The sequence below is a fragment of the Paenibacillus sp. FSL W7-1332 genome (assembly GCF_037969785.1).
Lineage (GTDB): Bacteria > Bacillota > Bacilli > Paenibacillales > Paenibacillaceae > Paenibacillus_AQ.
Genome location: NZ_CP150209.1, coordinates 182,448 through 194,649 on the forward strand (window position 1 = coordinate 182,448; position 12,202 = coordinate 194,649).

13 protein-coding genes are annotated in these 12,202 nt (G+C 52.7%); 7 read left to right on the forward strand and 6 right to left on the reverse strand.

From position 1 onward, the window contains the following. Positions 1–37 precede the first annotated feature (37 nt). On the forward strand, positions 38–1,720 hold the full coding sequence (locus tag MKX98_RS00870) for a tetratricopeptide repeat protein (RefSeq protein ID WP_220687549.1): 1,683 nt from the start codon (positions 38–40) through the stop codon (positions 1,718–1,720). A 117-nt stretch (positions 1,721–1,837) separates the two neighbouring features. Then, positions 1,838–2,791, forward strand: coding sequence for a thioredoxin-disulfide reductase (gene trxB / locus MKX98_RS00875; protein ID WP_220686990.1), 954 nt, complete (start codon positions 1,838–1,840; stop codon positions 2,789–2,791). A 127-nt stretch (positions 2,792–2,918) separates the two neighbouring features. Here trxB and MKX98_RS00880 read toward each other — a convergent pair whose 3' ends face one another. Together MKX98_RS00880 and MKX98_RS00885 are read right to left on the reverse strand one after the other, a co-directional pair. Beyond that, positions 2,919–3,401: a spore coat protein gene (locus MKX98_RS00880; RefSeq protein WP_071219456.1), complete on the reverse strand. Its 483-nt coding sequence runs from the start codon at positions 3,399–3,401 to the stop codon at positions 2,919–2,921. Between the two features lie 84 nt (positions 3,402–3,485). Continuing rightward, the gene (locus MKX98_RS00885) at positions 3,486–3,938 is read right to left on the reverse strand and encodes a GNAT family N-acetyltransferase (protein ID WP_220686989.1); all 453 of its coding nucleotides are present in this window, start codon (positions 3,936–3,938) and stop codon (positions 3,486–3,488) included. Positions 3,939–4,126: 188 nt separating this feature from the next. Between MKX98_RS00885 and MKX98_RS00890 the strand changes: the two genes are divergently transcribed. The 5 genes from MKX98_RS00890 to MKX98_RS00910 all read left to right on the forward strand — a co-directional run bounded on the left by MKX98_RS00890 (position 4,127) and on the right by MKX98_RS00910 (position 7,461). After that, positions 4,127–4,945 carry a helix-turn-helix domain-containing protein gene (locus MKX98_RS00890; RefSeq protein WP_339220893.1) on the forward strand — a complete coding sequence of 273 codons (819 nt, stop codon included), beginning with the start codon at positions 4,127–4,129 and terminating at the stop codon, positions 4,943–4,945. 126 nt (positions 4,946–5,071) lie between these two features. Beyond that, positions 5,072–5,410 (forward strand): DUF2642 domain-containing protein, encoded by a 339-nt coding sequence (locus MKX98_RS00895; RefSeq protein ID WP_220686987.1) that lies wholly within the window; start codon positions 5,072–5,074, stop codon positions 5,408–5,410. 164 nt (positions 5,411–5,574) lie between these two features. Then, positions 5,575–6,351, forward strand: coding sequence for an aminoglycoside 3'-phosphotransferase (locus tag MKX98_RS00900; protein WP_339220895.1), 777 nt, complete (start codon positions 5,575–5,577; stop codon positions 6,349–6,351). A 12-nt stretch (positions 6,352–6,363) separates the two neighbouring features. Beyond that, positions 6,364–6,864: a GNAT family N-acetyltransferase gene (locus tag MKX98_RS00905; RefSeq protein ID WP_339220897.1), complete on the forward strand. Its 501-nt coding sequence runs from the start codon at positions 6,364–6,366 to the stop codon at positions 6,862–6,864. Between the two features lie 45 nt (positions 6,865–6,909). Further along, on the forward strand, positions 6,910–7,461 hold the full coding sequence (locus MKX98_RS00910; protein WP_194540375.1) for a GNAT family N-acetyltransferase: 552 nt from the start codon (positions 6,910–6,912) through the stop codon (positions 7,459–7,461). Between the two features lie 243 nt (positions 7,462–7,704). On the opposite strand, the gene MKX98_RS00915 is transcribed toward MKX98_RS00910, so the two are convergent. The 4 genes from MKX98_RS00915 to MKX98_RS00930 all read right to left on the reverse strand — a co-directional run bounded on the left by MKX98_RS00915 (position 7,705) and on the right by MKX98_RS00930 (position 12,184). Next, a complete protein-coding gene (locus MKX98_RS00915; RefSeq protein ID WP_194540376.1) occupies positions 7,705–9,126 on the reverse strand; it encodes an NAD-dependent malic enzyme in 1,422 nt (473 codons plus the stop codon). A gap of 37 nt (positions 9,127–9,163) precedes the next feature. Then, the gene (locus tag MKX98_RS00920; RefSeq protein ID WP_194540377.1) at positions 9,164–10,690 is read right to left on the reverse strand and encodes a tripartite tricarboxylate transporter permease; all 1,527 of its coding nucleotides are present in this window, start codon (positions 10,688–10,690) and stop codon (positions 9,164–9,166) included. An 18-nt stretch (positions 10,691–10,708) separates the two neighbouring features. Further along, positions 10,709–11,164, reverse strand: coding sequence for a tripartite tricarboxylate transporter TctB family protein (locus MKX98_RS00925; RefSeq protein ID WP_194540378.1), 456 nt, complete (start codon positions 11,162–11,164; stop codon positions 10,709–10,711). A 63-nt stretch (positions 11,165–11,227) separates the two neighbouring features. Continuing rightward, positions 11,228–12,184: a tripartite tricarboxylate transporter substrate-binding protein gene (locus MKX98_RS00930; protein ID WP_339224267.1), complete on the reverse strand. Its 957-nt coding sequence runs from the start codon at positions 12,182–12,184 to the stop codon at positions 11,228–11,230. Positions 12,185–12,202 lie beyond the last annotated feature (18 nt).

The following is a 12,202-nucleotide window of genomic DNA, read 5'->3' on the forward strand; positions in this document are numbered from 1 at the left end:
TGGGTCCAGTGACCCCCACAATGTTATATCTATCGAGATGAATGCCAATTTCTTCTTCGATCGCGCGGTTCGTTCGCTTGATCGTTTCCAATATGACAAGGCTCTGAAATATTTTCGCAAAGCTGTTGAATATGAACCGGATAATCCGGTGAATCATTGCAATATGGCGGGTATATTATCAGAGACGGGAGATTATAAAGCTTCCAACGATGTGCTGGCTCACATTCTGGAGCAGGTTGACCCGTTGATGACGGAGTGCTACTTCTATATGGCGAACAATTACGCCAATATGGAGCAATTCGAGAAAGCGGAAGAAGCGCTTGTTACCTATCTGGAGGAAGACCCGAGCGGTCAGTTTTTGGATGAGGCTGAGGAGATGATGGAGCTGCTTCATTACGAGCTGAATCGTCCAGCCAAGCTAAACCGGATCAAGAGTCGTGAAGGCGTGGTCGAGCATGAGCATGCGCGGGCACTGCTTGAGGAAGGGAAATTCGCACAAGCGGTCAAGCTGTTGGAGGAAATCGTCAAGGATAATCCGGATTTTCTGGCTGCGCGCAACAATCTGTCTCTAGCCTATTATTATATGGGACGCTTTGATACCGCGAAGCGCACCATTGGCGAGGTGTTGGATCAGGAGCCGGGCAATCTGCACGGTCTATGCAATCTGGCTATCTTCTTTCAGCATGAAGGAAATCAGGAGCAGCGTGACCGATTGATGGACATGCTAACGGTGACGGTTCCTTTCCATCAGGAGCATGTGTTTAAGCTGGCGACAACGATGGGAATACTGGGGCAGCACGAAATTGCCTACGGTCATTTTCGCCGGTTGTTGAAGGATGAGGAGTTTAGCGGAGATCCTAGCCTGTATCATTACACGGCCGTTGCGGCATGCAATAGCGGTTATTATGACAGGGCCGAGAAATATTGGCGGCAAGCATTGAAGCTGGATGGGGATTCGGTGATTCCGAATTTCTATCTGGCACAGCTGCAAAAGCGTAAAGAGACCGGTACGGAACAGATGAAGGTGAGTTATCACTATCATCTTCCGTTCGAAGAGCAGTTCAAACGCTGGGAGCATGACGGCGACAAATTGACGGAGGAAGCGAAGCAGAATCCGCTGATTCGTTCTTCGTTCTTCTGGGCGCTCCGACATGGCGATCCCCATACCAAGCTGCAGGTGATCCGGACGCTGGAATTGATTGCCGATGAAGAGGTGCAGCACGCGCTGCAATCGTTCCTGCAGGAACCGGGAGAGGATGCGGAGCTGAAGGATGCTGCCCGCCTGGTGCTTCAGCAGATGGAGGCCGCAAGCAATCGGCTGAAGGAACGCCGCGACGATCGCGATATATCCAGCAGCAAGACCCGCGAGGTGCTGCCGGATTGGCTGCCTTCCTGGAAGGCGGTGTTGGAGAGGGCAGAGCAGACTATGGACATGCGGGTAGATGCTTTTTGGAAAAAAGAGATGGAGAATCTCTGGTCCGAGTTCCTGAGCCGGCTGTACCCTGATATTCCGAACATTCGGAATGTGGAGGGCTGGGCAGCGGCATTGGAATATTTGACGGCCAAGAAGCGTGGAAGAACTCTGACCTATGAACAGGTAGCTGTCCGTTACGGCATTTCGCCATCAACGGTGAGCCGTTACGCACGTCAAATGGATAGCGTATGTGAAACGAAAGCACAGCCGGATGATAATTTCCGGCCATTTACGGAAAACATTTAAGTAAGAACCCATATTCGGATACTTAGGAGACCTTGGTACATGAAGATTCCATAAGTCCTGAATAGGATGTAGCACGTAAACGTAACAGAAATCGACACCTTAAAGGAGGCCGTATCTATGTACAAATCAATCGTAATCGGAACAGGACCTGCCGGATTGACGGCAGCCATCTACTTGGCACGCGCGAACTTGAAGCCGCTCGTTATCGAAGGAATGCAGCCGGGCGGTCAGCTTACGACAACGACCGAGGTTGAGAACTTCCCCGGATTTCCGCAAGGAATCATGGGCCCCGAGCTGATGGATAATATGCGTCAACAAGCGGAGCGCTTCGGTGCGGAGTTCAAGAGCGCCTGGGTCGAGTCCGTTGATTTCTCCGAGCGTCCGTTCAAGGTGAATGTTGAGGGCATGGGCGAGCTTCTGGCTGAGTCCGTGATTATCTCGACGGGAGCTTCCGCGAAGTATCTCGGAATTCCGGGAGAGCAGGAGAACGTTGGTCGCGGCGTAAGCACATGCGCCACTTGCGACGGGTTCTTCTTCCGCGGGAAAAAAATCATTGTCATCGGCGGCGGCGATTCCGCGATGGAGGAAGCCAGCTTCCTGACGCGTTTTGCTTCCAGCGTTACGGTAGTGAATCGCCGCACCGAGCTGCGTGCATCCAAGATCATGCAGGATCGCGCGCGCGAGAACGAGAAGATCCAGTGGGCTCTGGACCGTACGCCGGTTGAGGTGGTTACCAGCGAAACTGGTGTAAAAGGATTGAAGGTCCGCAACAATGAAACGGGAGAAGAAGAACTGATTGAAGCGGAAGGCGTATTCGTGGCGATCGGCCATACGCCGAATACGAGCTTCCTTGGCAATCAGATTACAACCGATCCGACAGGCTATATCCTGGTTAAACCGGGAACGACAGAGACGAACATCCCGGGCGTGTTCGCTTGCGGCGATGTCCAGGACACACGTTACCGCCAAGCGATTACGGCCGCAGGCACAGGCTGTATGGCCGCTATGGACTGCGAGAAATATCTCGAAGGCCATATGGTGCATGACTGGAGCGAAACGCTGAATAAATAATCCCTGACTTTTAGGGGATGATATGTGAAATAGAAAAAGCCTCTGAGCTATACAGCTGACGGTTTTGGCGAGACTAACATCTCGTACCTAACCTGTCTTGTGTAGCCCGGGGCTTTTTTTGCTGAGGTTACAGGCTTAATGCCTTGTTGGCATTCTTCACGTCATTCTCCAGCAGCTGCTTCAAATTGTAGGAAGGATACAGACCGCGAGCATACATGAAATAGAAGACCTTGCCGTGCAGTTCAATGGCTTTGTTCAATTGCTTCTGCAGGGTTTCTCTTACGCTTGGTGTTGCGGCTTCGGTAATCGCAATGGCGTAGCTGCGGACAGAGGTTTTGGCGAAGCCCAGCAGATGGCCTGCGTAATACGCCGTCAAATCGGCACCGGAAAGACTGCGGGTTCCTGTGGGCGCTTGTGAAAAATAAGGCAGGAGCTCCCTCAGGTTCTGTTCTACTCCATTTATCGCTTCAGTATACAGCCCATGGAGCTCCGGGTCCTTGATATCATGCAATGACATCTTGAACCCCATCAGGTTATTTGCCTGAAAGGCGGTTAATTCATGAATCTCCAACGTTTCATGCCAAGCGAGATGCCTCGGATTTTGACTCATGCTCAAGTAGATTCTCCTCCATAATCAATATGCGATAGCCTATTCATCGGATGGAGAAATGGTGCATCTGCCCAGACCTAAACCTTACAAATCTAGCGACAACCGCACCATATCGCGCAGCCGCATGCCATTCTCGTAGATTTCTTCATCATAATGACGGACAAAAAAGTCCCGGTCGATGCCTGTCATCCGAAATCCGCATTTCTGATACAGCGCCAGCTGCGCGACGCCCGTACTCCCTGTTCCGACTTCAATGGTTGCATATCCGAGCTCTCGGGCCTGCCCGATGGCATGATTCACAAGCTGTTTGCCATATCCCTGGCCGTGCAGATTCTCGCTTACGGCAACGTTAACGAGCTCGATCGTATCAGGCCTTGTAGGCAGCAGGACGTAGACCCCAATGGGATGCGTGTTCTCTTCAGCGACATAACAATGACCGCGCTTTACATAGTCCTCCACGAGCCTTACCGATGGATCTGCAAGCAGCAGCAGGTCCATTGGGGGTTTTTCATGAGTATTCAGCTTTCTAATGTTCACGAGTTTCTCCCTCATTATCATCTATAGTAATTATAAAAACAGGTTTATTGTAACATGCCGGGCCATCGAATTCCTGGATTTGGATGGTTTCTCAACTGACGGTTGAATTCTTCCGGTATTCAATAATCAGGTTATTGTATGCCTTACGCAGCGCCCCTACAATGTGGTTATATAGGAGCGTGATTCATATGAGAGACATGTTAGCCAAAAATATTCATCGATACCGCAAAGAACGGGGGCTCACCCAGGAGGGGTTGGCCCACAAGCTGGGCGTGACGTTCCAGGCGGTGTCCAAGTGGGAAACGGGACAGACCATGCCCGATATGGCGCTGCTTCCGGAGCTGTCACAGCTGCTTGATGTCAGCATCGATAAGTTGTTTGGTTATTCTGTGACGGGCAAGCCAATCAGCATATATGAAGAGGAGTACAAAACACCGGAGTACTATTGGGGCACGGAGCCGAATGCAGCCTGTTATCAGGTGCTAGAAATGATCCCTCCCACAAGAAGGGTGAAGCTGCTGGATATCGGTTGCGGGGAAGGGAAGGATGCCGTGTTTTTTGCGCGTAACGGCTATGATGTCACAGCATTCGACATTTCGGATGCGGGGATTGAGAAAACGAAGCGTTTGGCCGATCATATTGGGGTTCATGTGAACGTATTTAAGGCGGATATTTCGGATTACCGTTTGGATTCGGAGTTTGACGTGCTGTATTCCAGCGGCGTTCTGCATTATATCAGACCCGAGTACCGTGAAGAGATCTTTGCTAATTATAAAAAATTCACGTCGGCCGAGGGGCTTCATTGCCTTAATGTGTTCGTACAAAAGCCGTTCATTGCGCCTCCTCCCGAGGATGAGCCGTACGCTTACGACTGGAAATCCGGGGAGCTTATGATGCATTATCACGATTGGTTGATTCACAGCTGCCCGGAGGTGATTTTTGATTGTAACTCATCGGGTATTCCGCACCGGCATGCGATGAGTAAGTTGATTGCGCAGAAGGCGTAATGGAAGGGAGGTTGGGCGGTTTTCTTGCTTTTACGAATATAAATATGAGGATTGTTAACATAGCGGCCCCTCCCGGGACATACATAAGGGTGTAGGAATAATAAATATTGGCATGGGAGGTCTTTCATGAACAACCATAACCATTTTGGTTATCCAGCCCCGCCTGCGGGTTATGCACCGGGTTACTATGCCTATCCCCCGCCCCAACCTATACCGCCGAATTACGCGCCGCGTACCCCGGCAATTCCGCAGCCAGCCCACTACGCAGCGCTGGTTGAACCGGTATTTATTGAACATCTGCTTCGGCATAAAGGAGCCAAGGTAGTCATCATGACCACCGCGGGGAAAGTCGATGGGATCTTATCCGGCGTTGCGCTGGATCATCTTCAATTGACGGTCGGGGATCATAAAGCGCTGCACATTCGTCTGGCCGAGGTGGTGTACTTCGAGGGAGTTCCATTCTGATAACAGGGATCAAAAATAGTTTAAACGAAAAATTACCGGCTGGTAGGGAAGGATTAGGCCGGCAAAGCGCCAATTCATACAGTACAGATCCGAGGGCGTTCCGATGGGGACGTCTTTATTCTATTGAACTGAGGCCGACCGATTGGGGTCGGTGTGGAGGAACGATGAAAAAAGTACGGATTCCATTCGACATCAAGGCGCTGCCTGCCAGCTTGCAGCCATATATCCAGACCGCTGCCGTCTATGACAGCAGCTCATCGGAACAGGCCAAAACCCTGTACATCGAGGGAGCGAACCAACCGATGTTTTTGAAGATAACGAAACGCGGTGAACTTAAGAGAGAAGGGATGATGTCGGATTATCTGCACGGAAAAGGCCTGGCTCCCAAGGTGCTGGCTTATGAGCAGCATGGCGAGAACGATTACCTGCTGACCGTCGCTCTGCAGGGTGAAGATGGGGTGTCCGGGGGACACCTTGATGATCCGAAGAGGCTGGCTGCCGTGTTTGGGGAGAGTTTGCGTTATCTCCATTCTGTATCTGCTGCCGATTGTCCATTTCCGAATCGAACGGCTGAACTTCTCCAGGAATATCAGGAAAGTTTCATGAACAAAACGGAAGATATCGAAGGGTTTCCGGGTGGAAGAGAACAGGCTCTATTAAGCCTTGAGAAGCTGCAAGGAACGGCAGATCATGATGTGCTGCTCCACGGCGATTATTGTCTGCCGAATCTGATAATGAGGGATTTCCAGCTTGAAGGTTTTATCGATCTGGGTTATGGCGGGATCGGGGACCTTCACTACGACCTCTATTGGGGGATATGGACGCTGCGATATAACCTGGGGAACGATGACTACAAGGATATTTTTCTCGGCCATTACGGCCGGAACGATTACGATCCGGAGAGATTGGCGTTATGGACTGTACTGACGGATCGTATCTAGGAGGAAAGGGAGATGCACATGAGTTCATATCATATTCGAGTCGCTGGCCGGGAGGATGAATCCTTTCTACGTGAAATGCTGTATCAGTCCCTGTATGTGCCCGAGGGGGAGGAGCCTTTTAGCAGGGATATCCTCGAGGAACCGTTTATGAAAAAATATGTGGAGGACTGGGGGCGAGAGGGCGATTTAGGCTATATTGCCGTGAATGCCGCAGGGAAGCCGGCAGGCTCGATTACGATCCGTTATTTTGATGAAGGGAACAAAGGGTTCGGTTACGTGAGTGACGACATTCCGGAACTGGGCATGGCGCTGCTGCCGGAATCCCGCGGGCAAGGGCTCGGAACGGCCCTGATGAAGGAATTGTTCAGAGGAATGAAGGAGCAGGGAATTCAAAAGGTATCGTTAAGCGTCGCTCCGGAGAATACGGCCGCTATGAAATTATATGAGCGGTTCGGATTCCAGAAGGTGGGCATGAGCGGAACCTCTATCACGATGCTTGCGGATGTAATCTGAAGAATGAGAGTTGGGGATCTAATAAGGGAAGATGGGGGGATCGCGATGCTGGTGTACGAGGCTGGACCGATTACGGTTCGCGAGCTGGAGGAGCAGGATGAAATATCCTTAGCTTCATGGCTGTCCAATCCGGATGTGCTGCAGTATTATGAGGGACGGGACAATCCTCACGACGTGGAGCGGGTGCGGGAGCATTTTTACGTGGATGATGATGAGACTCGCTGCATCATTGAGCATGAGGGGAAACCGATCGGATATATTCAGTTTTATCTTCTGGATGAAGAGACGTTAGGCGAGTATGGATATAACGAGAGTGATGCAGACTGCAGAACCTTCGCCACGGATCAATTCATCGGGGAGCCGGATTATTGGAATCGAGGCATCGGTACGAAGCTCATGACTTCCATGGTGGAGTATCTCGTGTTTCAGAGGCAGGCTGATCGGATCGTAATGGACCCGCAGGCATGGAATGAACGGGCGATTGCTTGTTACGAGAAGTGCGGCTTCCGGAAGGTCCGACTGCTGGAGAAGCATGAACAGCATGAAGGTGAACTGCGGGACTGCTGGATTATGGAGTATCGGGCAGAGCGAAAGTAAAAAGATTGGGCATTAAAGGAATGGGCCGGTGCGGCTAAGATTACACGTGCTGAGTTTTCAGTTTAGGTAGGAAGCAAAAGAGTACGGTCCTAGAGGAAACCGTACTCTTTTGCATTTTCTTTAAATACTCATATCATTATGGTTTAAGATGGGTCGCTCTATAGATCTTAGGGATCCATCCTCTTTGAGCTGCAGCTGCAACTGGTGCTTGGCGAATACTTCCCGTTTCATGAATCGTAACCGTTAGCGGTATTCCCTTGGAATACGGCGCGCGACCCCGGTTCGGATGGCTGCCTGGATGACAAGGTCCCGGATGCCGCTGACGACTTGCTGGTTGAATACGCTCGGAATGATGTAATGCCGGCTCCGTTCCTTGTCCGTGACCGCCGATGCGATCGCTTCGGCCGCGGCGAGTTTCATCTCCTCGTTGATGGCGGAGGCTCGGCAGTCCAGGGCACCGCGAAAAATACCGGGAAAACATAACACGTTGTTAATCTGGTTCGGGTAATCCGAGCGGCCTGTTGCAATGACACCCGCGATATCCTCCGCCTCCTCCGGCAGAATCTCCGGGATCGGATTGGCCATTGCGAAGACGATCGGGCGCTCTGCCATCGTCTGAACATCCTTTCTCTTCAGGATTCCGCCAGCAGACAAGCCGATAAATACGTCGGCGCCCTGGATGACGTCTTGAAGTGAACCGGAACGCCGTTCGGGGTTGGTGTTGCTGGCGTACCATTGCCACATGGGATGGTCATACGTCTGATCGGCGGTCAGCGCGCCGAGGCGATCGACGCCGATGATGTTCTTCACGCCCGCCGACATAAGTATTTTGCTGCAGGCAACGCCGGCGGCGCCAATGCCGCAGACGACAACCTTCAGATTCTCTACGGATTTACCGACGACCTTCAGCGCATTGATTAAGGCTGCATACAGGACGACGGCGGTTCCATGCTGGTCGTCATGGAACACCGGGATGTCCAATTCCTCGCGCAGACGCTGCTCAATCTCAAAGCATCGCGGCGAGGAGATATCCTCCAGATTGATACCGCCAAACGCGGGAGCGATCGCTTTGATCGCCGTAATGATGCCTTCGGTATCCTGTGTATCCAGACAGATTGGGAAGGAGTCCACATCCGCTAGCTGCTTGAAGAGCATCGACTTACCCTCCATCACCGGCATGGCCGCATAGGGGCCAATATTGCCAAGTCCCAGGACGGCGCTGCCGTCGGAGATGACAGCTACGGTGTTACGCTTGACGGTGAGTGTAAAGGCTTTACGCGGTTCTTCGTGGATTGCCATGCATACGCGAGCAACATCCGGCGTATAGACGCGGGAGAGGTCGTCGCGGTTCTGGATCGGAGCTTTCAGCTTGGTTTCAATCTTTCCTCCAAGATGGAGCAGGAAGGTGCGGTCAGATAGATGCAGCAGCTGAACGCCGGACATGGTGCGAATGCGCTCGGCAATAATGTCGATGTCGATAGTGTCGATCACCGTGATGGTAACGTCGCGAATCGTGGTATGCTTGCTCGTCTGAATAACGTCAATGGCCACGATATCGCCTCCCGCCTCGAAGATGGCGGCCGTTACTTCGCCGAAGCTTGCTTCTTCCGTATGCATTTCGATTCTTGCGATGACACTTTTGCCGCCTAGTTTGCTGGTATTCATGACTGCCTCCTTGGCTTATCGATATACGTATGATGGGTTAGCCTTCTTCGTTCACGACAACTTCCTTGCCTCTTCGCTTGAGTAGAATCGGAACGATAATCCAGAGCAAGGCGATGATGAGGAATGCCAGCGACATCGGCTTCTGCAGGAAGATCATAAAGTCGCCGTTGGATGTGGTCAGCGCCCGGCGCATATTGTTCTCGATCATGGGACCCAGCACGAGCCCGAGCACCAGCGGCGCGAGCGGAAAGTCATTGCGGGCCAGCAGGAAGCCGGCAATGCCGCAGATGAGCAGTAGGACCAGGTCAAAGATCTGTGCTTGAACGGCGTAAACGCCAAAGATGGAGATGGCAATGATGATCGGTATGAGATATTTGGCCGGGGTCTGGATGACCTTGGCAAATACTTTAACCAGCGGCATGTTCAGTACAAGCAGAAGCAGGTTACCGATGAGCATGCTGGCGATCAGTCCCCATGCAACTTGAGGGTGCTCCTCGAACAGCAGCGGGCCTGGCTGGATGTTGTACATGATGAGCGCCCCCATCAGGATGGCAGTTGTTCCGGAACCCGGAATACCCAGTGTCAGCAGAGGGATCATAGCACCTCCGGATGCCGCATTGTTGGCTGACTCGGGTGCAGCAACGCCAGCGATGTTGCCTTTGCCGAAGGATTCGGGATGCTTGCTAACCTTTTTCTCGACGATATAACTGAAGAAGGAAGCAAGCGTTGCGCCGGCACCCGGCAGGATGCCGATAAAGAAGCCGAGGATCGAGCCGCGGGCAATCGGTCCCGCGCTATCCTTCAAGTCTTGGCGTGTCGGCAGGATGCGGCCGATCTTGGAAGTTGGACCCGCTGCGTAGTCCCTCTCCAGGATGGATTTAAACACTTCGCCAAGGGCAAACAAACCGACGGCAATCGTTAGAAATTCCAGTCCGGAATACAGGATGGGGATATCGAAGGTGAATCGGGCGACGCCGGATACGGTATCCATGCCGATGGTAGCGAGCAGCAGACCGAATACGGTCATGATGAGTGCCTTGGTGATCGATTTGCCTGCAAGCCCGCTTACTGCACAGAGTCCCAGCAGCATGAGCGAGAAATAATCAGCCGGGCCGAATTTAATCGCTACATTGGATAAAGGCTCCGCCAGTGCGATCAACGCCACAAGCGCGAAGAGCCCGGCTGCGAACGAGCCGATTGCAGCGATGGACAAGGCGGGGCCTGCCCTGCCTTGCTTCGCCATTTGGTAGCCGTCCAGCGTCGTAACGACAGAAGAGGACTCTCCGGGCGTGTTCAGCAGAATCGAAGTTGTAGATCCGCCATACATGGCTCCGTAATAAACGCCTGCCAGCAGAATGATTGAGCTGGTTGCTGCCGCTTCCGCCGGCAAGCCGCTAGTCAACGAGGCAGTGACGGGGATCAGAAGCGCGACGCCGCTCATCGGACCGATGCCGGGAAGCACCCCGACCGAAGTGCCGATCAGCACGCCTAAAAAGGCGAAGAGCAGGTTATGCCACTGCAAGGCGGTCATAAAGCCGTCCGCCAGATAATCCAGAACATTCATTGTAGATTCCTCCCATGCTCATGATAGCCAAGACGGGAAGCCCGGCATGGAGCCTTCCAGCAAGACGACAAAGATGACGTACACGCCGCCGGAGAACAGCGCGGAGATTAGAATGGATTTCAGCCACTTGCCTCGTTCCAGCGTCTGAAACGCAAACAGGAGGAACAGGAAGGTACCGATGATATATCCGATGAATTCCAGGAAATAGGCATAGAGAAAGGCTGCCGCAAAAATCATGAAGAACCGTTTGTAGTCCAGTTTCTCTGTACGATTCTCCGTCGGCTTGGCTTTCAGGGCTTCATAAAACAAACGAATGCTCAGCAGCACAAGCGCCAGCCCGAGGCCGAACGGGAATATGTTAGGGCCAACGGTGCTTCCGTACGCGGATGAGCTGATCTTGGCGCTCTGCCACATAAAGCCGATGCCAAGGAGCAGAAATACGATGCTGGCGTAGCGGTCAAACGTTCTGTTCAAGGTGGACACCTCCTCAAGGATGAAACGGGAGAGGGGAGCGCACCGCTCCCTCAACTCCAAGGCTTACTTCTGCATACCCAGCGCTGTGAGCAGCTCCTGCACGTCTCGCTCCTGTTCTTCAAGGAATGCCTTGAAGTCAGCAGCGTTTCGGTATTCGCTTGCCCAGTCGTTGGCAACCAGCTCTTTCTGCCATGCTTCGTTCTCGGAGAGGGCCTTCAGCGTTTTATCCCAGAAGGCCAGCTGTTCTTCCGTCAGTCCCTTCGGACCGAATACGCCGCGCCAGATCGTAAATTCGGCATCCAGACCGAGCTCCTTCAGGGTCGGTACATCTGCGAAGTCTCCGCCCAGGCGTTCAGTTGAAGTAACGGCCAGGATTTTGATCTTGCCGGCTTTCAAGTAACTGCCGAGCGAAGAGATGTCCGTGCCGATCGCGTCGGCATTGTTGCCGAGGAGGGCCGCGATGGCTTCGCCGCCGCCATCATAGGATAAGTACTTCACGGTTCTCGGATCCACGCCGGATTTGAATGCAGGCAGAACGCTGATCAAGTGGTCCATCGAGCCCGGAGCGGAGCCACCAGCTAGCGTGACTGAAGTGGGATCGGCTTTGATCGCGTCGATCAGCGATTGCAGGTCGGTGAATTTGGAGTTTGCCGGTACGGCAATCGCTCCATAGTCTTTGGTCATTTGGGCGAGCGGTGTCACGTCTTTGTAGCCAAACGGACTGTTCCCTTCCTTTTTCAGATTGTTAATGAGAATGGGCGGAGAGCTGACGAACAGCTTGTAGGGATCTTCGTTGTCTTTTGCTACGTATTCCGCGAGAAATACGGTCCCGCCGCCGCCGGGTTTATTCTCAACGGTCATGGTCTGTTCGATGAGCTTCGTCTCCGTTAATACTTTGGTGAGGGAACGGGCCGTTTTGTCCCACCCACCGCCGGCGCCTGAAGGCGCGGTCACGATAAATGGTTTTTTCGGATAATCGCCGGTGCTGCTTCCGGAAGTACTGCAGGCTGTCAGGCTCATCGCCAGGACAAGTGCAGA

Bases quoted from the DNA above. Each gene is read 5' to 3' on its own strand.
- MKX98_RS00870 (WP_220687549.1), top strand. From the start codon at position 38: ATGAATGCCAATTTCTTCTTCGATCGCGCGGTTCGTTCGCTTGATCGT.
- trxB (WP_220686990.1), top strand. From the start codon at position 1,838: ATGTACAAATCAATCGTAATCGGAACAGGACCTGCCGGATTGACGGCA.
- MKX98_RS00880 (WP_071219456.1), bottom strand. From the start codon at position 3,401: ATGAGTCAAAATCCGAGGCATCTCGCTTGGCATGAAACGTTGGAGATT.
- MKX98_RS00890 (WP_339220893.1), top strand. From the start codon at position 4,127: ATGAGAGACATGTTAGCCAAAAATATTCATCGATACCGCAAAGAACGG.
- MKX98_RS00895 (WP_220686987.1), top strand. From the start codon at position 5,072: ATGAACAACCATAACCATTTTGGTTATCCAGCCCCGCCTGCGGGTTAT.
- MKX98_RS00900 (WP_339220895.1), top strand. From the start codon at position 5,575: ATGAAAAAAGTACGGATTCCATTCGACATCAAGGCGCTGCCTGCCAGC.
- MKX98_RS00905 (WP_339220897.1), top strand. From the start codon at position 6,364: ATGCACATGAGTTCATATCATATTCGAGTCGCTGGCCGGGAGGATGAA.
- MKX98_RS00910 (WP_194540375.1), top strand. From the start codon at position 6,910: ATGCTGGTGTACGAGGCTGGACCGATTACGGTTCGCGAGCTGGAGGAG.
- MKX98_RS00915 (WP_194540376.1), bottom strand. From the start codon at position 9,126: ATGAATACCAGCAAACTAGGCGGCAAAAGTGTCATCGCAAGAATCGAA.
- MKX98_RS00920 (WP_194540377.1), bottom strand. From the start codon at position 10,690: ATGAATGTTCTGGATTATCTGGCGGACGGCTTTATGACCGCCTTGCAG.
- MKX98_RS00930 (WP_339224267.1), bottom strand. From the start codon at position 12,184: ATGAGCCTGACAGCCTGCAGTACTTCCGGAAGCAGCACCGGCGATTAT.